Source organism: Paenibacillus kribbensis (assembly GCF_002240415.1).
In the GTDB taxonomy this organism is placed as follows: Bacteria; Bacillota; Bacilli; order Paenibacillales; family Paenibacillaceae; genus Paenibacillus; species Paenibacillus kribbensis.
This window is the reverse complement of sequence record NZ_CP020028.1, coordinates 530,800-551,174: the sequence shown is the minus strand read 5'-3', so window position 1 is coordinate 551,174 and position 20,375 is coordinate 530,800. Positions and strand designations below refer to the sequence as shown.

Sequence of the window (20,375 nt, the reverse complement as noted above, 5' to 3'; positions counted from 1 at the left end):
CCCCAAACGAGCCTATCGTTCTGGTACAGCGTCACCTTACTCCAATCCGCAAATTCATTTTTTGTAGGATCGTAGGAGTAGTCATCTGCCATATTGTAGTTCGTCCATTCGTTTTTGTTGATACACGCTTGAATTACGCCAAAATATGGCAGGTATAACAATTTGCCTGCATAGCTTTCTGCAAATTTATTCTAGCTATGTCACCGCCTTTCTTATTGAAACTGGACAAACTTCGACAGGTTATCTATTTATACGCAGGAAGATATTGTTTTCTGTCCGTCCAACTTCATATTTTTACATTTTATTACTTTCCACCTCCCTAGATATAGAGATTAAGAACGATATATGTCCAATTGTGAGGTTATGATATAACTTTAACACAAAGGTATATTGAAATTTTTAATTCTAGTTTTAATTCACTAGGATTAATTCCCTAAATAACCATAAATATTGGGTGTTTATCCATGAATTGCGATATGGGTATAGAAGAATGCTAAAGTCAAATTGCTTTATGTAGCTTTGAACCTCTGAAAATAAAAAAGAATGGTTGAGCAAACACGGAGCCTGCTAAACCATTCTTCATGGAAAATGAATACGCCGTCCAGTCGCGCCACCGGCGGCGATCACGACCCCGTTTAGGGAACGGGAATCTTCACTCCAATCTCCCTATCGCACCTTGTCCTTTTGAATAAGCTCGTAATAGATGCGTGAAGGCTCTGATTCTCCAGTGGATAAAATGTATTCTGCCAACGGGGCACACAGCTTTTGGAGGTAAAAAGAATATAGCAGCTCGGCCGTGTCAAAATGAATTTTCAACACCTGCTTCATTAGTCCTTCAAATTTGGAATAATCTAATTCCTCCGGGGTAATGTCGAACGGGTACTCAGGAAAGGTTTTTCTCTGAATCTCAACAAATTGTTCTCTAAGTTTCGGATGATTGCCTGATCGGGCAGCCGAGAAATTCATCATAAAAAAAGATATAAAATCTGTCTCACGGTCACTTAACCCGTAATACTCACACCAACGCATGAACATCATCGGTTTTACCATACATAAATCCCCTTTAACAAAAGCTCAGAATTATTATGAATTACACAAAATCTAACAGGTTCCAGCATATGTAATATATAGGTTAAGTCCCATTTTAAAATATGATTCCTTAAACGAACTTTGCTTTTAAACATATCCCCTTATTTCACCTCTCTCCCCCTTGGGCATGCAAAACAAAAAAGACCTGTTCAACATCTTAATGACGCTAACCGGGTCTTCCCAAAAATTCTCTATTCGTATTTATTCTTATCCTCTACATAGGTGATAGATTACAGGCTGCAAGTGAATACATAGGCAGGCGGGACGTTGTAGTGTACTTTTTTAATTTGAATGTCCGCAAAAAAGGTGCGAAAGAAGTTGTGTTTGACCTTGCTGTACTGGAACGTAATAAATTTGCCCTCTTGACCCAAAACCTCTGCTGTTTGTCCCAAAATAAGGCTGGATAACGCGGCTGGCAGGCTGGTAAAAGGAAGCCCTGACACAATATAGTCCACCTTGGAGACCTCATACTGGTGCATATACTGTGCTACATGCTCAGCCGATCCGTGAATAATGTGTACCCGTTCCAAGTGTCCGTACTTGCTTTGTAGTGTTTTGTAAAACGATTCATTGGCTTCGATCACCAGAAGTAGCGTTTCTGGACGCTTGTTGGAAATCAACTCCTGCGTAAACACACCGGTACCTGCGCCGTATTCAATAATACACGATGCTTCGTCAAAGGAAATCGGTGTGGTGATTTGCTTGGCCAGCTGTCTTGAACTTGGGATGACAGCGCCTACGCTGCGTGGATGCCTAATATACTCTCGAATAAAGTGAATTGCATTCATCTTTTCCTCTCCCTGCTTCACACACTTGATAGGCATACGGTTCATCAACGTATCATATTCCATATCCATTGTATATTGATCAGAATAGTGATTTCAAGCAGGCCACTACCTGAATATAAAAAAGAGCGCAAATCCTTATTCGACTCTAATCAAATAAAGACTGCCCTCTTATGGTACATCTATTTTTCCATGGTGTCCAAGCTTACACCCTCTGCCTTCGGTGCCTGTCCAGCTTTACGTCGCCGTGCACCTATATGCATGGCAAGAATCCGGTAGATGGAGGCCGGCTGTATGGACACGGCCCAGTTCGCGTCCTCATCCGGTGCAAGCACGACCCCTAGCTGGTGATGATCGCCATCGTACATGCCGCGCTGTACAAACTTGATCTCACCTTGAAGGTTGCGCACCTCCAGTTTGCAAAAAGCAGAATGGATTCGCAAGGCCTGGTGCAGCTCGGCACGGCTATTTACAACGACACCGTTCACACGGTAAATGGCCTCCCCTGGCAGAATGCCCATGGCCGTCGCCGGACTGTCCGGCAGCACAGCAAGAACGCGCATTCCTTGCTCCGGATGAACAAACATCGGACTGAGACGGCCTTCCTCCAGGTTGCCATACCAGATTAGCGCTTCATGGGCGAGGAAGGAGAATAATGCTGCCAGCAGCATCAGCGGGCTCCACCATGCCGCCAGCAGGCTTAGCAGAAGCAAAACCACGCTGTACAGGAGCAGGCGGTTCGACGTGAGCAACGCCTTTTGACGTGGCAGGTAGCCCAGCGTCACGCTGCTGAAGCCCATCAGGACTGGCAAGGCAGCCAGCATATATCCGGCTCCGGCGTCGCTGCTGCCGAATAAAGGTGTCCATGGAAGCGTAAAGCCTCCCTGAACGGGAACCAACAGCAGCAGTGGAATCGGCCAGAGATCTTCCATACGATAGCCTCCAACCAGTCTTCCCCGTTTGCCCTCCACAAATAGTGGAGTGGCCGCCTTTCCTCCTTGCCAGCGAACCAGCAGCGCCTCAGCCACATGCAGCGCGGCGACCAGCACCAGCAATGCAGGTATATCCAATCCGCGGATGGCTGCTAACGATGCTCCGAGCGCCCCCTCAGGCTGCCAGCCATCTGCGACGTTCAATACAAATTGAGCCACACCCAGCAGACCTACCGAATAGGCCAGGCACAGGTAACGGACACGTACCAGCATGAGCAGCAATGTGGTCACCCACAGACACACGATGGAAGCTGTGTTCAGATGTACGCTGACGAACATTCCCAGAGCGGATAGCACTATTCCAGCGATCAAGCCACTCCATACGACGCGCCAGGCTTGTCCTGCCCAGCTGTGCACTCTGGTATGAAAGAGCTTGCGCTCCAGCAGCATTTGCCGACGATAGCCAAGCGCGACAATGAGTATTGAGATATAGTAAAACGGCTGCAAAAGCAGGTACAAGCAAGCATTCAGAACGCTCCATCCCCATTGTAATGCCCATTCCAAGTTCATTCACACTCCTTATGCCCCTGGCCCGCTGGTATAGCGGATCACGTACGTTTCATATCCATTTATTCTATATGAAATTGCCAACGTAGGGAAGACAAACCGACAGACTGCAAATAAATCCCAACAACAAAGGAGGCTGTTTCCAGCCCCCTTGTTGTAGCCTTCCTAATTATTTCGCTGCGCCAGCCTTCATTTCCTTCCGAATCTCTTCAATCCCCTGCTTGAGTTGATTGTCGTTTTTCGGATCACGAATTTTTTGAATCAGCTTGGCTTCCATCGCCGCTGCTGTCTTCGCATCAATGATACCGCTAGCTGTCAGCTTCGCCTGCTTTTGAAAAGCAATCACAGAGCTTTCGGTCGCTTTATCAAAATAGCCGTCTTCACGCCCCGGTTTGTAACCCAAGCCTTGCAGAATGATTTGCGCATTTTTTACATCGCTGCTATTCATATTGTATTTCAAGGACTTTTCTTTGTTCAGTGGTGCCGCTGTGAAGTATTCAGGCTGCTCCACTGCGATATCCGGCTTAATCCCTTTTTTATGAATCCACGTACCATTTGGCGTTAGCCATTTGGCAATCGTGATTTTGAGCAGGCTGCCGTCGCCCATTTGCTTGTCATAGCTGGTTTGTACCGTTCCTTTACCAAAGGAGTTTTCCCCGATCAACACTGCACCAGCCGATTGCTGGAGAGCACCTGCCAGAATTTCGGACGCGCTGGCGCTGCCTTTATTCATCAGCAACGTCACCGGATAGTTTTTGCTTGAACCTTTGGATTTCTCTTCTTCACGCTTCTGGTTCTTGTCTTCCACCTGTACAATCGTTTTGCCTGAAGGAACAAATTGCTGGGCAATATCAATGACGACCGAAAGCACACCGCCAGGGTTATTACGCACGTCGATGACGAGTCCTTTAAGCCCTTTTTTCTCCAGCTTCGCCAGTTCCTCTTTGAAACGGTCTGCTGTATTCAACGAGAACTGGGTGATGGTAATAACACCTACACCGCCGCTTTCCATATGAGCTGTGACGGTTTCCATATCAATGTTGTCACGGGTAATCGTGTATTCGAGTGGATCAGGAGAGCCATTGCGCTGAATTTTGACCTTGGCCTGACTGCCCTTGGGTCCCCGAATTTTGGAAACGGCCTTATTGAGATCCAATCCATCCAGTGTTTCACCGTTAACAGACAAAATAATATCTTTAGAGCGAAGCCCCGCCTTTTCCGCCGGAGAACCTTTAATTGGTGTTACTACGACTACCTTTCCGTTTTCCGCCGCTACCTCGGCTCCGATCCCGGTAAAAGAACCTTCAATAGACTGCTCAAACTGTTGTGCAGTTTCTTTGCCCATATAAGAGGAATACGGGTCGCCTAGCGACTCCATCATACCATTGATAGCGCCATCCACCAGCTTGGTACGATCCACATCCTGATAATATTGTCCCTGAATCAGGTCCATCGCTGTCTCAATTTTGCGGATATCGCTTCTGGAGGCGGAACTGCTCCCTGTCACACTTGCCAGCAGTCCCTCGCCCAGGGCGCTATTCCCCACTGTGGCCGTTCCAGTATAAGCAAAAGTGAGCAGACTGCCGCCAAGCAGGCCAATCACCATCAAGAGTACTGCTGTACTTTTTTTCAACATCTAATCGTCCACCGCCTTCTCTTTATCTTGTAGCCTATTCCTCAAACGCATATCCATTCACGCAGTATACGTCTAGCTTGTACGGAATATGATAATTGTATCCTACTCTGTGTCTCAATGCACATGTTCTTCATCGGGTATCAAGCTATGAAAGCAAAGCCCTATCTACAACCGTATCGGCTACAAATAGGGCTTGCCTTTTTCAGCTATAAATAGTTCATCGGATTTACAGGTTTGTTATTCTCGCGCACCTCAAAATGACAGTGAGGTCCTGTAGAATTACCCGTCGAACCAACTTCCGCAATTTTTTGACCGCGTTTCACTGTCTGTCCCGTATGAACCACCGTACCGCCATTGCGAATATGTCCGTATAGGGTCCATAGCCCGTCTCCGTGGTCAATCACAACCGTGTTTCCATAGCCGCTCCACCATTCGGCTACAATGACAACACCGTCTTCTGCTGCATGAATATCGGTTCCCTGCGGGGCCGCCATATCAATACCTGTGTGGCCTTTCAGCTTGCCGGTTATCGGATGTACCCGCATGCCAAAAGTAGATGAGAGTCGGTAATGGGATACAGGCAAAGCCAACGTGCCCGATCCGCCTGTATACGTACTTGCTGCCGCATGGCTGGAATTCGAGCCGGAACCTGAGGATGAAGCATATCGCTTAGCTTCAGCAGCACGTGCAGCCGCTCTGGCGCGTGCTGCTTTAGCAGCCTGCTCCGCTCTGAGCTTGTTTTTCTCCTGCAACAGACCCACACGTTTGTTAGCGAGGGCTACCAGCATATCATTTTGTTCTTCACTGATTTCATCTGACTCAGCAATATCATGATCATAGCCGGCGATCAATCTTTGCTTTTCCTGCTCCTTGGAATTCAGTTCTGCTTTGGCGTCCTGCTTGATCGCATACAGCTTCTTGGCATTTTTATATTCCGTGTCGAGCTGCTTCTTCTTGCTTACGACCAGGGCCTTGTCCTTTTTATGCTCGTCCAACAGGATTTGATCCTGCTCCACGATCGTTTTCAAGGAATCTACCCGGCTGAGAAAGTCGCTAAAGCTGGTCGAAGACATAAGCACGTCCATATATGAGACAGTTCCATCCGTATACATCAGACGCACGCGAGTTTCCAGCATTTTTTCCCGTGACTGGATACGATCAATCGCTTCGGCTAAATCTTTTTTAGTCGCACGCAGATTATCTTCCGTTTGATCAATCTGAACCGCTACACGACTCAACTGGTCACTGACACTATTAATCTGATCAAGTACAACTTTCAGGTTTTGCACGGTTTTATTTTTATAATGCTGGGCATACTGTTTATCTTGAGCAGCCTTTTCCTGCTGTTGCTTGGCAGATTTGGCCTGCTTTTCCAATTGGTTCAGCTGCGAATTGATTTCACTCATGCTTTTGGCATATCCGTCAGAAGGCTGAATCAGCAATGCGGCTACCAGGGTAGCGGCCAACACAGATCCTGTTTTCTTCAACTTGCAATCCCCATCCTTTATCGCAAAATCTTTATCGCAACATAACAGCGGGCTTCCCCGTTCTAATTGATATCAATTACGACGCACCAAATGATTCTTTATACTTTCAAGAACTTGCGCATGGACAGGGTACTGCCAATAATGCCGACCAGCATCCCCAAAATAACCAGCAAAGCACTCAACTGAATCCAAATGCCCTCAAGCGGCATAAGCTTCAGCATATTCAATGCGATATCTCCCTGAACGGCCGTGAGCAGACGCTGATAGCCTGTAAATAAAATACCTACGGTAATCAAGGAACCAATGAGACCAATAAGCGCGCCTTCAATAAAAAACGGCCATCGTATAAAAAAGTTGGTCGCACCGACCAGCTTCATAATGCTAATCTCTCTGCGTCGTGCCAATATCGTCACACGAATTGTATTCGAGATCAGGAACATGGACATAATCGCCAACCCGGCTACGAATATAAAGCCAACATTGCGAATCAGCTTGGTTATCGTAAAGAGCGTCTCTACGGTGCCTTTTCCATAACGAACCTTTAAAATCGGCTTCTCTGGATGCAACGTATTCAGCTTCTCAATCTTCTCGGCCACAAATGGAACCGTCGTCGGTTCAATAACCTCTACCACAATTTTGTCCGGCAACGGATTGCTGTCCTTGTCAAAACCCTCCAGCAGCTCTTTGCCGCTGTCGCCCAGATCTTTGCGCAGCTCTTCCAATCCTTGAGCTTTAGTCACAAAGCTGGTTTTGCTGATTTCCGGCATGGCCGCGATTTCCTTTTGCAGCGTTTCACGCATGTTCTGATCCACATTCAGCTCCAGAAATACGTTGATCTCCACCTGGCTATCTGCTTGATCAGCCAAGGAGTTGACGTTGAGCACCAGCATGATGAACACGCCCAGAATAAGCAGTGACACAATAATTGAGGTGATGGATGCGATGGACATCCAGCCATTGCGGAATATGTTTTTGAAACCTTCCCGCATATGACGCAAGAAGGTATTAAAAGTCATATCCGTACTCTCCTCTGACCTGATCTCTTACGATGTTGCCATTTTCGATGGCAATAACGCGTTTACGCATGGAGTTCACGATGTCCTTATTGTGTGTTGCCATCACAATCGTCGTCCCCCGGAAATTAATTTCGTCCAGCAGCTGCATGATCTCCCACGATGTTTCGGGGTCCAGATTACCCGTCGGCTCATCGGCAATGATCACCGATGGATTGTTCACGATGGCACGGGCAATCGCTACACGCTGTTGCTCCCCACCGGAAAGCTGGGCAGGCTCACGATTCATTTTCTCTTTCAAGCCAACCAATTCGAGCACTTCCGGTACTCGTTTGCGGATCAGCTTTTTGGGAGCCTCGATCACTTCCATGGCAAACGCTACATTCTCATAGGCCGTCAAACGCGGCAAAAGGCGGAAATCCTGAAAAATGACTCCGATGTTGCGACGGACATAAGGGATTTTACGCTGCTTGAGCTTCCCGATATTAAATCCATTAACTGAAATTTGCCCCTTGGTCGGTACTTCTTCTCTATAAATAAGCTTCATAAAAGTCGATTTACCCGCCCCGGACGGGCCGACTACGTATACGAATTCATTACGGTCAATTTTGACCGACACTCCCTGAAGTGCGTGGGTCCCGTTAGTATAGGTCTTCCACACATCCTGCATTTCAATCACTCGATCACTTCCCGCTGCTTAATCATGTTACGTATAACCTAATAACCATTCGACATATTCCATGCATTTCCTTTATAAACTTCTGTATTTCATCATACCGTCTATCATTGTAACAAATTTGTTACCTAAATAGTACCGAAAGTTTTCCGCATTTGGCACATATATATGAATATGATGGCACACGAATGCGTTACTAAGCTTACGAGACAGGAGACATCTGCATTATGAAAAAAATTCATTTATCTGTCATTTGGATATGGTGTGGAATTTTGGCGCTGGCGATGCTATGGGGAGGGCTTCACCTGTACGCCGACAGACAAACACTGCCGAAGGGAGTAAGGGTCGGAGGAATCAGCATGGGAGCTATGGATAAAACAGCCGCTCTTCGCCTGCTGGACGAGAAACTGGATGCCTTGAAGCAGCGCCCTCTGATCTTGACGGATAATGACAGCAGTGCGCAGGATATAAAACTTACCCTTGGAGACGCAGGGATTACTTATAATGCATCGGCATTCCGCAATGGCGTGAAGGCGCTCGGCTCGGAGCATCTGTGGACTCGTGTGCAGACACGCTTTACCTTTGAAAAGGAATGGTCTGTCACGCCTTCCCGACAGGAGAACGCCTTAAAAGCCCAATTGGGGACCGATTGGGAGGAACAGCGCTACGGCATGCCTGTGAATGCCGTACGTCAGATCACCCCATACGATCAGGTTCACTATATTCCGGGGCGATCCGTCCGCCGCCTGGATTGGCCCAAATTAAACGTAGCACTGGATAAGGCGCTGCCCAAGGATTTAACCGCCTCCGGGGAGCCGGTACGAGTGGAGCTACCGTTCCGGCAGCTGGAACCGGATATTACGGTGGATAGCCTGCGGGGCGAAGGTATCGAGCGTAAAATCGTCCAGTTTTCCACCAGCCTGGGCAGCAGCTCGGAAGGACGTGTGTATAACGTCAACTCAGCCGCCAGCACTGTTGACGGATTGATCCTCAAGCCAGGCGATATATTTGACTATGGTCAAATTATAGCCAAGGCTGAGCGCACTCAAGGCTTTCGTGAAGCCCCGGTGATCGTGAACGGACAACTGGAATCCGGCATTGGCGGCGGGATTTGTCAGGTATCCAGCACCGTCTACAATGCGGCGCTGCGAGTCGGTTTGGACATTATTGAGCGTCGCAACCACTCCTTGCCGGTCAGCTACCTGCCCAAGGGGCAGGATGCCACTTTTGCTACAGGATCTATTAATTTTCGCTTTAAGAACAATACGGGCAAGCATTTGCTCCTGCGTGCCGCCGTTCAAAACCGCATGCTTACCGTAAAATTTTTTGGCACCTTCCCGTCAAATGTGTCCTATGAGCTGGAATCCCGCACGGTTCGTGTCCTCCCTATACCGGAAAAGAAAATCCGTAATGGCTCATTTTCCCCCGGCTTCTATCAAGTACTTCGGCAGGGCAGGGAAGGATATGTAGTGGAAACATACCGAATCAAAAAGGTGGACGGCAAGACTGTGGAACGCACCCGGATCAGCCGCGATACATACCATGCGCAACAGCGTATTGTTGCTGTTCCTGACGAAAGTACATCGTCTGAGCCACAAACACGTGAACCGCAAAAGCGTATCATCGAGGACGGCATAAGGTAATAAACGAAAAATCCCCCTCCAACGGCTGCCTGAATCGGTTCAGACAGAGTTAAAGGGGGATTTTAATTATAGATTGATTACTCGCTGCGTTTACCCAAAACAGAAACTTCTACAGGCGTACTTTCGTTGCCGTCTGCATCTTTAGCTTTGATTACCAGCGTAACCGTTGCTTTTTGAGTAGTCACACTGATACTAAACTTACCATCATCCTTGGCTACCGCACTACCGATGGGCAGATCGTTGGAATAGGCAGTCACTGTGGAACCTGCTTTGGCTGTCCCTGTGATTGTACCTTCCCCGTCATACACATCATTGACTTTCAGTGTATCTGTGCTTGCAGCTGCGTCAGTGGTTGTGTCTGTAGTTGCGTCTGTATCTGCACTAGTATCGGTTGTTGTAGAGTTGTCCACAGTCGTGCTGCTGCTCGTCGTAGCATCTGTATCTGTGGTTGTGCTTTCCGTGCTCGTGCTTGTACTTGTGCTGCTATCTTCAGCTTCGCTGCCGGAAGTAGTAGACGTGTTGCCATAAGTGGAATCCGTAACAGTGCCGTATGTGGAATCTGTTACGGTTCCGCCAGGAGTCGTTGTCAGATTATCAACAGAGCTCAGGTTGTAGCCGGATGCCGCATCCAGAATGGCAATCGCTTCGGCACGAGTCAGCGGCTTCAGTGGCTGGAATTTGCCATCAGGATAGCCGTTAATGATTTTTTGCTCCGCAGCTGCTGCTACACTTTTCTTCGCCCAAGATCCAATCTTGCCGGAGTCGATGAATTTAGTGACATCTGCTGCGTTACCCGCAGTCAGCCCAATCGCTTTGCTCACGATAGCCGCGGCTTCCTGACGTGTCACTTTTCCATTCGGTTTGAGCTTGTTATCTGCATAGCCGCTTATGTAACCTGTATTCACGGCACTTGTCAGCTCATTGTATGCCCAGTGCGACGCTGGTACATCTGTGAACGTTCTGCTTCCATTGCCGTTTACCTTCACACTGTCTGCATATGTTACGTCCGTCACAGCCGGAGTGTCCACTGTAAACGTACCCAAGCTGCGGTTCAGAAGAACAATAAATTCTGCACGCGTGATCGCTGCATCCGGTTTCGTTGCACTATCCAAATGCCCTGTAGCCGACCAGCGTTGTACCTGATCTCCTGCCCAATGGCCGCTTGTTGTTTGAGGAGCTGCCGCCGCTACGCTGAATGCGCTTAGAATAAGGCCCGTACTCAATACACCTGTGACTGTGTTTCTAAACTTTTTCCCCATATTATAAATTCCTCCTTTGATTGGCTTCATCACTCTTTTTTAAACACTTTACCAGAAATCAAACCCAAATAACCACCAAATTACAAAAATCGTCCCATTTAACCACACCCCAACTAATGTAGGATAAACAAGACTTAGGACTTAATACCCAGCTAATTGCTAGGATATGTATATGTGGAAGGCTACGGTATACTGAGGTTAAAAAAATCCCCACAGCCTTCCTCACCATACTACAGTGAAGAAGAAGCTGCGGGGATTTGTTGCACAATCAAGGAGCTGTCGTTGTCTCTGTCGATAAAGATACCTGCGTCTGTGGCTTGGGCAGCACTTTGTACAGGCGCCACTCGCCGTTAAACTCACGCTCAAGCTGAACCCACGGCGCACCCTTTTCATACAAATTCGGATATACCATGTTGATTTTACTCAGCGGCATGCCTGGCATGATTTTAGGTACAAGGATATAATCCACATGGCTATCCTGCGGATAGCTTAATGCTTTATTGAACGAGTAATCACTTGTGATCAGGAAGCGTTTGGGATACTGACTATACACGATCATCGTGTAGGCTGAGGCCGAATCGGTCATAATCGTAGACTTCGGCAGTTGCTCATCCAGCCAGACGGCGATCTTTCGATCTGATACCTGTCTTACATAGTTCACATTACCCGTTCGGGTGAGAAAGCTGTTCTCATCCGGTGCAATATCCGGACGAGTCAACGCATAAGAGAGCAACCCGGCGGTAAGCAGCAGACTGACAGATACCAGACCAAAGGCCGCTCTCCGCCATCGTCCCTGAAGCTGGCTGAGCTCATACGGCAACCAGGCTACGGTAATGGGGAACACATACATAAAATAACGGAACCACCCATACGAGGATTGCTTCATCATGAGTAAAAATTGCAAGCCTGGCACGGACAGAAACAGCAACAAAATAATCAGGGTACCCCACCGGAACAAGCGCCCGCTCAATAAGCGAATGAGCAGAATAGCAAACAGCGGCACAGAATACCAAACCGTTTTGGAAGCAATAAACTTCAAGGCTACCAGCGGATTGGAAAACATCTCCACGAATTTATCATCATTCAACAGCTCTGCCGATTGCGCCGTGTTCGAATACTCTGAATTGAGGAAATAAAAAGCATTTCCCATAATGAGATAATTAAAGAAAATCCACAGCAGCCCGGAAAAGACCACAGGGAGCAGGAGCAGAAGCCAGGTCGCCTCGACCTTGTGCAGCTTTTCCCGCAAAGGCAGTTTACGTCTGTCCATATGCCGATGTAAGAACAGCACTGCTACGACCACGCCGCACGCCATCGCTACGCCCAGGGGCACTGCCTCATAGCGAGTCCAGAACGCCATAGCTAACGCTAATCCGGATACAATCAGACTCGCCGTCGTACGATCCTTGAGCCACAGCGCAAATTCAATCACCGTCATCATAATAAAATATATGTATAGCGAATCACTCAGTCCGTTGGCGCCGAACAGTAAAATAAATGGATTTAGCACATACAGCAAAGCCAGCAGCAAGCTCATTCCCGAGCTAAGCCCGGTTCTGACACCAGCCCGATACAGCAGCATAGCAGTCAAGGCGGCAAAGGTAGCACTAAGGATGACCGCGGCCAATCCATAAGATGCTAATGCCGGAAAAACCGGATACAACACGAGAATCACCATTTCCAGCAGACTGGGCAGCGGATTCCAAATAAACCCGATTGCGCCCAGATGCGGGTCACGGCTATACAGCACATAAAACGCGTTAGCAACGCGACTGAGCGCATCCGTATGCATATATCCCAAAACATAGCTGAAATAAATGCCTGCGGACAGCTCTAACGCAAGTATAAATACAAACAGACCTATAGCCATCCATCTGCTTGCAGACCATTTGCGAAAGGACATCCCTCTCGTTCCTCCTCAAACTTGTTGCGGTATTGCAGCTATAGCCTTATCTTCCAGCCTATAGCTGCATGATTCGAACGTTTTCCGCGTTTTTTTAAAATTATGAAGCCTCTTTCTGACGCTTTTGCGGAACGGAGAAAATCCAATAGCGGTTCCAGAGGTAATTATGAATGGGCACGATGATGGTAGTCAGTACTTCACCAATCAGATACGGCCAACCGATCCAGTGAATGGTTACGTACATAAGAGCTGCATTCAAGAGCAGGCCACAGGAGCAGACCAACAAATATTTAAAAAATTGCGTGCGGCTCCCCTCGCCGGTAGGTTCGAATGTCCAGTTCCGATTCAGCACGTACGAAACGCACAACGTCACCACAAATCCTATCGTAGTAGCGGTTACCGCAGGGACCTTGAACAGCTCCACCAGCAGCACAAGCACACCGACATGGATACCTGTACCCAGCAACCCCACAATACCGTATTTAATGATTGGATACTTTAGATATGAACGTCTGATCATGTTGATTAAGCTCCCTATCCACCCACAATCGGTCAGCATTCGCCCGTTTGTCTGCGATTAGATAACGGGGGCGGGCTTTAACTTCGTGATATATGGCGGCAATATATTCTCCTACTACTCCAATGGACAGCATGAGGACACTGCCAATGATCAAGAGCAGCAATATGACAGTGGTAAAACCGGTAACAGCGTCACCCATTAACTTGCGCATCAAGGTTTGAATCCCCAAGACGACTGAAATCAGCATAAAAATGATTCCCATCAGACTTACTACCCGCAGCGGTACGGTTGAAAACGATACGATCGCTTCTGCTGCCAGCCGAAACAGCCCGAACGGGCTCCAGCGGCTTGGACCTTCCTCCCGCGGAGCCACCCGGAACGAAATCTGGGTTTTGCGGAAGCCAAGCCAGGCCGTCATTCCGCGAAAAAACGGCATCCGCTCCGGCATCGCCATCCAGGCATCCACGACCCGACGATCCAAAAGCTTATAATCAGAAGCATCCTTCAGGTTAAAGCCCGTCAGACGGTTCAAGGTCGCGTAGAACAATGAAGCACCGAGCTTTTTGCCCACCGACTCTTCTCCCCTAAATTCTTTTACACATTCGACCAGATCATAACCCTCATCCTGCCATAAACGCACCATTTCCCCGATCATCTCAGGAGGATGCTGCAAATCACCGTCCATGACAATGATCGCATCGCCGGAGGCGTTTTCCAAACCTGCGCACAGTGCCAGCTCCTTGCCAAAGTTCCGGCTCAACCGCAGCGCGAGCAAAGAAGGCATGCGACGGGACAATTCGGACAGTTTGAGCCACGTGTCGTCTTTGGAACCATCATCTACGATAATCAGCTCATAGCGTGAGGTGACAACAGACAATACTCCATCAATTACCGTGAGTGAACGCTCCAAATGCGAGCTTTCATTGTACATCGGAATGACGACGGATAAAAAAGGTGTTTTTGTCTCCATTCTTGCCCCTTCTTTCTTCATATTCAGGAGGACTGTGCCGGGGCATCATCCAAGTCGTGCATATCGGTCAGACCATGTGTCGTCTTCTCCCAATAGAACGGCTTGGTAATGAGCTGCCAGGCTGCTTTTACCGCAGCTATACTCATAAGTACCCAATATATTGGCGAAAGCAGCCCGTATTTGACCATCGCGTATGAAAATGTTCGTTCACCACGCTCTTCCAGCTCCCCGATGACCCAATACATGCCGGCCACATTACTGAATACGAACAGAAAGTTGCCGATATAAAATTCCGCGCTGGCCAGGTAATACACATAGCCCGGGAACAGCTTGGGAATAAAGGACATTTGCCAGCCAAACCATAAAATAAGCAAGCCCCAAAAAATCGGATTCAGCAAAGGCAGCATTGGAGTTGCCAGAATCATGACCTGAAAACCAAAAAAACCTTTCCAGCCCACTTCACGCACCAATTTAACCGGATTGCGCATATGAACCAGCCATGTCTGCATATAACCCTTGATCCAGCGTGACCGCTGACGAATCCAGTTGCCGACGCGACTGTTAGCCTCCTCCCATGTACGGGAGTCGACAATGGCGGTTTTATAGCCGCCTTTATACAGACGTATGCCCAAATCGGCATCCTCGGTTACATTGTAGGGGTCCCATGCGTTGATATCTTTTAATACAGATACCCGAAAATGATTGGACGTGCCGCCCAGCGGGATTGGAGTATCCAGCTGCATAATGCCCGGCAGCAGCAATTCGAACCACATGCTGTATTCTTGAGTAAACCAGCGAGTGAGCAAATTTTGCGTGCTGTTAAAATAATTGAGCTTCGCTTGAATACACGCATAATTCTCAGGGAGTGAATTGAACGCCGCAATGACCTTTTTGAGCTGGTCAGCGTCGGGACGATCCTCGGCATCATAAATGACGACAAATTCGCCGCGTGCCCGAATAAGCCCGTAGTTACATGCCTTCGGCTTGGTTTTCGGCAAGCCGTCAGGAACGATCAGTGTCGTATAATAAGCAGGCAGCTTCATTTCGCGAAGCAGCTCAATCGTCTCCATGTCATCCTCTTCAATTAGCAACCGCACATCCAGCTTGGACTTGGGATAATCCAACTGCTCCAAATTCCGCAAAAGCATCGGAAGCACGCCAGCCTCCTTGTACATCGGTACAAGAACCGTATAGATCGGCAGCATTTTTTCATCCATGGCGTCAACTTCTTCCTTCGTGAAGCGAAGCTGCGCTGCACGCCGGGAGCCGAGATAGATAATACCGAATTTGAAAAGGGTCATAGCAAAATAAAACAGCTGAATCATCATATTGATGATCAGCACCGTTTTCCAGCTGTTCCAGAAGAGACCGAGCAGTGTGATTACGCCCATCGCCGCGAACACCATCAGCTGCCCCTTCGTAAAGGTCGTGCGCGCCGAATTGTGCGGCTCTTTTTCCAGCAGTCCGGTCGTGCTCTCCTGCATCATTTCTTCACCGTAAATTTTACCCCAGAGCTGCTCCATTTCTTCCTTGGTCGCCAGCACTTGCTCTACCGGCATACCGAGGATTTCCTCCAGCTTCAAGCGTCGCTCTTCCGGGAGCGGGTCACTGACCGCCACAATATAGCGGTTCATATATTGATGAATGACGACCACACCATAAGCCATAGCCACCTGCTCGGGCAGCTTATAGGCAGCATCCAGCGCCAGCTCCTCACCAATACGGCCGATCCGGTTCTGTGTAGCAATCGCACGGTACAAATCGGCGGGTTCCAGCATTTGCAATGACAGTAAAATATCGCCGAGCAGCCCGCCGCTCTTCGCCTGGAACTCCAGTGCGCGCTCTAGCTGCTCGGGTAAAATATAGCCGGAACGAACCAACATATCGCCTAAGCGTTCCTTGGACTCGTCCCCGCTAACCTGCTGCTGCAGCTGCCCGGCTGTAATGAAGCCCATCTCCACGAGAATGTCACCCAGCCTGCCACCATAACGCTTCTGGCTTCGGATGGCGTCCGCCAGCTGATCCCGGGTAATCAGCCCGTTCTCCACCAGTTGATCCCCCAGACGGGCTTTACCGTTTCGTCCGCTTTGTTCTCCAGTGATAATCTCTCCATCTGCCGCGCCTGCCACACTGGAGGCCGCTCCCATAGCGGTGCCTGCTGCCTGTTCCTGCTGCCCGGAAGCGTACTGGACTTGCGCCTCCTGTGCCTGTCCAGCCTGCATGTCTTCAGCCTGCAATGGCTCCACTGCTGCTGAATCATCAGCGTTCTTGATAGCCTGGATGCGAAGCTCTGTATCCTGGAGTCGCCGTTCCAGCTCTTCGATATGAAAATCAAGCTTGTACAGCACCGGAGCTTGCTCCGACCGCTGGGCTTCCAGCTGCTGCTGCAGTTGAGCGATCAGTTGGCGTTCCTCTTTTATTTTTCTCTTGGTTTGGCGAATCGACACTCCGCCAATCTGCCACCTAAGCTTGTCACCCATAGATTCCCGCCCTTTCAATCCAGCGCCGCTCTTCGGCGAGCGCGTCCGCAAGCAGCTGCTTCAGCTCCGCATCCCGCTGCTTTTTCCGTTCCAGCGCCGCGTGAAAAAGCTCCCGTTCCTCACGCAGCAACTTCTCCGCTTGCATCCGCTCCTCATTCAATGAAGACACCAGTTGTTCGGCGTCAGAAGCACGATAACCGATCCATGCGCTCTTTAACTTCCGTGCCGTTCTTTTACTTCTCATAATACCTCCTGTACCGTCCCAATTCTGTCCCTTGAGCATATCACTACTTCGATGATCCATCCGTCCTTATGCACATCAGAACATCCTTATATTTCTTATATATACCAATCGTTTACACATTGATGCAAATTTTCCGGTCAGAAAACACTCTTTCCGGCCTGATCTCAGCTATGTATAAATGGGTCCGTTCTGGCTAATTGGGTCTACCTTTAAAAACTTAGTGCTATTCTACCATAATTATGTCAGAAGTAGGTATATAAAATGTAAACTATTCAATCTTTCATACTTATGCACAACTAGGTATTTAGGACTACTAACATATGTCTTAAAAAACACAAAAGGCACCGCGAACGGTGCCCTCTATTGAACAGAACTTGAGATTCCATATATAGCCTTGTAGCCACACAGAAGAATCATACTTCTTTTTTTGCTGATTTAGTTGCTCCGTTGGTGCTTTTCAAACCAGGTTGATGTGCCCGCCAAGAGCTGCTCACTGCGTCCAATGGCTGCCTGTACCTGTCCTGTAGCTGTTCCGCCATATACATTCCGTGCGTTCACTACTGCCTCCGGTTGAAGCACCTCATAAATGCGGTCGTCGAACAAATCGGAGAACTGCTGGAATTCCTCCAGTGTCAGATCAAGCAAATATTTGCCGTGCTGGATACAATAGAGCACGGTTTTGCCAATGACCTCATGCGCCTGACGGAAAGGGAGTCCCTTGCCGACCAGGAAATCCGCAATATCCGTTGCGTTCGAGAAATCCTGATTGACCGCTTGACGCATGCGATCCTTGTTCACCTTCATCGTAGCGATCATCGGTGCGAACAGTTGCAGCGCTCCTTCCAGCGTAGCAACGGTATCAAACATGCCTTCCTTGTCCTCCTGCATATCTTTGTTGTATGCCAGTGGCAAGGATTTGAGAACGGTTAGCAAGCCCATGAGATTGCCGTAGACACGTCCGGTTTTGCCGCGTACCAGTTCCGGTACGTCCGGGTTCTTCTTCTGCGGCATAATGCTGCTGCCTGTGCAAAAGGCATCATCCAGCTCCACGAAGCCAAACTCCGTGCTGCTCCATAGCACCAGTTCCTCGCTCAGACGAGACAAATGCGTCATAATCAGCGAGGCTCCAGCCAGGAACTCTACTATAAAATCCCGATCGCTAACGGCGTCCAGACTATTTTCATATACGCCATCAAACCCGAGCTGCTCAGCTACAAAATGACGGTCGATCGGGAAGGTGGTTCCTGCCAAAGCGCCAGCACCTAACGGCAATACATTGATACGCTTGTAGCTGTCCTTAAGACGGTCAATATCACGCTCCAGCATAGATACATATGCGAGCAAATGATGTGCAAATAAAATCGGCTGCGCACGCTGCAAGTGTGTGTATCCGGGTACAATCGTGTCCAGATTGTCTTTCGCCTGTCCGATTAACGCGGCTTGCACGTCATGCAGCATCCCCACCAGCGATACGACACGGCCACGCAAATACAAGTGCATATCCGTGGCTACCTGATCGTTGCGGCTACGGCCTGTGTGCAGCTTACCGCCAACCGGACCAATAGCTTCGATCAGATTTTTTTCGATATTCATGTGAATATCCTCGTCCGAAACGGAAAACTCAATCTCGCCACGGCGAATGCGCTCCAGTACTGTGTGCAATCCTTCCTTGATTGTGTCGGCGTCCGCTTGCGGGATAATGCCACATTTGCCCAACATGGCTACATGGGCCAAGCTGCCCTGAATATCCTCTTCTGCCAACGCCTGATCAAATCCGATAGAAGCCGTGTATTCCTCTACCAGCTTATTCGTTTGCTTCGTAAAACGCCCGCCCCATAACTTACTCATTGCATGATCCCCTCTCTGCAATAACAAGCCGCCCTCGTCGTTTGGACAAGAACGGCCCGCATTCCGTACATTTTTTAGATTACATCATTATTTATGATTTTGTGTTACGCCCGCATTGACCTTCAAGCGCAAAGCATTCAACCGGATGAAGCCTGTTGCATCACCTTGATCATAGGCTTGTGTCGGATCGGCTTCCATCGTCGCAATATCCGGGTTGTACAAGCTAACCGGGCTTTTGACGCCTGCGCCGATAATATTGCCTTTGTACAGCTTAACGCGCACCGTACCACTGACATTTTTCTGGCTCTCATGAACCAGAGCCTGCAAAGCCACACGTTCCGGTGCGAACCAGAACCCGTTGTATACCAAGGTAGCATAACGGGTAATCAGACTGTCACGCAAATTCATAACTTCGCGATCCATCGTGATGGATTCCATTTTGCGGTGAGCTGTGAACAGGATCGTACCGCCCGGCGTCTCGTAGACTCCGCGGCTCTTCATGCCCACAAAACGGTTCTCCACCATATCCACGCGTCCGATGCCGTGCTTGCCGCCCAACTCATTCAGCTTTTCCATTACCTGCAGCGGTGTCAACCGTTCTCCGTTCAAAGCGACGCAGTTGCCTGCTTCAAATTCCAGCTCCAAATATTCCGCTTCATCAGGAGCGTCCTCTGGCGCGTTGCTGAGCAAGAACATCTCTTTATTTTCAGGAGCGCTCGGATCAAACCAAGGGTCCTCCAGCACACCGCTTTCATAGCTGATATGCAGCAGGTTGCGGTCCATGGAGTACGGCTTGGCTGCAGAAGCGGTTACCGGAATATTGTGTTTTTCAGCATAGGCAATCATTTCTGCCCGGCCCGGGAACTGATTGCGGAACTCTTCCAGCCGCCAAGGTGCAATGACCTTGATATCCGGCGTCAACGCCGCCGCGTTCAGCTCGAAGCGCACCTGATCGTTGCCTTTGCCTGTTGCGCCGTGAGCGATCGCTGTTGCTCCCTCGGCAATCGCAATATCGACCATCCGCTTGGCGATCAATGGACGTGCAATACTCGTTCCGAGCAAATATTGTCCTTCATACAAAGCACCCGCCTGAAACATCGGATAAATAAAATCCTTGGCGAATTCATCACGCAGATCATCAATGTACACTTTGGAAGCCCCCGTAGCGAGCGCTTTTTCCTCCAAACCGTCCAGTTCTTCCTTCTGACCGATGTCAGCGGTAAATGCGATGATCTCGGCATCATACGTTTCCTTGAGCCATTTCAGAATGACCGACGTATCCAGACCGCCGGAGTATGCGAGTACGATTTTTTCTTTTGCCAT

The 20,375-nt window shown here is 48.9% G+C and carries 16 protein-coding genes; 1 reads left to right on the top strand and 15 read right to left on the bottom strand.

The genetic code is table 11. The annotated features are described in order from the left end of the window. Positions 1-666 precede the first annotated feature (666 nt). The 7 genes from B4V02_RS02445 to ftsE form a co-directional block, all read right to left on the bottom strand. Positions 667-1,050 carry a hypothetical protein gene (locus tag B4V02_RS02445; protein ID WP_007432654.1) on the bottom strand — a complete coding sequence of 128 codons (384 nt, stop codon included), beginning with the start codon at positions 1,048-1,050 and terminating at the stop codon, positions 667-669. A gap of 269 nt (positions 1,051-1,319) precedes the next feature. Beyond that, the gene (locus B4V02_RS02440) at positions 1,320-1,877 is read right to left on the bottom strand and encodes a class I SAM-dependent methyltransferase (RefSeq protein ID WP_007432655.1); all 558 of its coding nucleotides are present in this window, start codon (positions 1,875-1,877) and stop codon (positions 1,320-1,322) included. Between the two features lie 179 nt (positions 1,878-2,056). After that, positions 2,057-3,376, bottom strand: a complete 1,320-nt coding sequence (locus B4V02_RS02435) for a PDZ domain-containing protein (protein WP_094153642.1) — start codon at positions 3,374-3,376, stop codon at positions 2,057-2,059. A gap of 166 nt (positions 3,377-3,542) precedes the next feature. Then, the gene (locus B4V02_RS02430) at positions 3,543-5,009 is read right to left on the bottom strand and encodes a S41 family peptidase (protein WP_094153641.1); all 1,467 of its coding nucleotides are present in this window, start codon (positions 5,007-5,009) and stop codon (positions 3,543-3,545) included. Between the two features lie 206 nt (positions 5,010-5,215). Next, positions 5,216-6,496, bottom strand: coding sequence for a murein hydrolase activator EnvC family protein (locus B4V02_RS02425; protein ID WP_094153640.1), 1,281 nt, complete (start codon positions 6,494-6,496; stop codon positions 5,216-5,218). 98 nt (positions 6,497-6,594) lie between these two features. Then, positions 6,595-7,512, bottom strand: coding sequence for a permease-like cell division protein FtsX (ftsX, locus tag B4V02_RS02420; RefSeq protein ID WP_094153639.1), 918 nt, complete (start codon positions 7,510-7,512; stop codon positions 6,595-6,597). Continuing rightward, positions 7,502-8,188: a cell division ATP-binding protein FtsE gene (gene ftsE / locus B4V02_RS02415; protein WP_094153638.1), complete on the bottom strand. Its 687-nt coding sequence runs from the start codon at positions 8,186-8,188 to the stop codon at positions 7,502-7,504. The genes ftsX and ftsE overlap by 11 nt, the downstream gene beginning before the upstream one ends. Before the next feature lie 224 nt (positions 8,189-8,412). On the opposite strand from ftsE, the gene B4V02_RS02410 reads away from it, so the two are divergent. Continuing rightward, complete coding sequence (locus B4V02_RS02410) at positions 8,413-9,828, top strand: VanW family protein (RefSeq protein ID WP_094153637.1); 1,416 nt, start codon at positions 8,413-8,415, stop codon at positions 9,826-9,828. 77 nt (positions 9,829-9,905) lie between these two features. On the opposite strand, the gene B4V02_RS02405 is transcribed toward B4V02_RS02410, so the two are convergent. The 8 genes from B4V02_RS02405 to B4V02_RS02370 form a co-directional block, all read right to left on the bottom strand. Continuing rightward, the gene (locus B4V02_RS02405) at positions 9,906-11,087 is read right to left on the bottom strand and encodes an S-layer homology domain-containing protein (RefSeq protein WP_094153636.1); all 1,182 of its coding nucleotides are present in this window, start codon (positions 11,085-11,087) and stop codon (positions 9,906-9,908) included. 268 nt (positions 11,088-11,355) lie between these two features. Then, on the bottom strand, positions 11,356-12,990 hold the full coding sequence (locus B4V02_RS02400; RefSeq protein WP_094153635.1) for a glycosyltransferase family 39 protein: 1,635 nt from the start codon (positions 12,988-12,990) through the stop codon (positions 11,356-11,358). A 100-nt stretch (positions 12,991-13,090) separates the two neighbouring features. Continuing rightward, positions 13,091-13,510 carry a GtrA family protein gene (locus B4V02_RS02395; RefSeq protein ID WP_007432664.1) on the bottom strand — a complete coding sequence of 140 codons (420 nt, stop codon included), beginning with the start codon at positions 13,508-13,510 and terminating at the stop codon, positions 13,091-13,093. Continuing rightward, positions 13,473-14,480: a glycosyltransferase family 2 protein gene (locus tag B4V02_RS02390; protein WP_094153634.1), complete on the bottom strand. Its 1,008-nt coding sequence runs from the start codon at positions 14,478-14,480 to the stop codon at positions 13,473-13,475. The genes B4V02_RS02395 and B4V02_RS02390 overlap by 38 nt, the downstream gene beginning before the upstream one ends. A gap of 23 nt (positions 14,481-14,503) precedes the next feature. After that, positions 14,504-16,960 carry a cyclic di-GMP-binding domain-containing protein, MshE-related gene (locus tag B4V02_RS02385; RefSeq protein ID WP_094153633.1) on the bottom strand — a complete coding sequence of 819 codons (2,457 nt, stop codon included), beginning with the start codon at positions 16,958-16,960 and terminating at the stop codon, positions 14,504-14,506. Beyond that, positions 16,953-17,204: a hypothetical protein gene (locus tag B4V02_RS02380; RefSeq protein ID WP_094153632.1), complete on the bottom strand. Its 252-nt coding sequence runs from the start codon at positions 17,202-17,204 to the stop codon at positions 16,953-16,955. Before B4V02_RS02380 ends, B4V02_RS02385 begins: the two co-directional genes overlap by 8 nt. 435 nt (positions 17,205-17,639) lie before the next feature. After that, positions 17,640-19,052, bottom strand: coding sequence for an argininosuccinate lyase (gene argH, locus B4V02_RS02375; protein ID WP_094153631.1), 1,413 nt, complete (start codon positions 19,050-19,052; stop codon positions 17,640-17,642). 87 nt (positions 19,053-19,139) lie between these two features. Then, positions 19,140-20,375, bottom strand: coding sequence for an argininosuccinate synthase (locus B4V02_RS02370; RefSeq protein WP_094153630.1), 1,236 nt, complete (start codon positions 20,373-20,375; stop codon positions 19,140-19,142).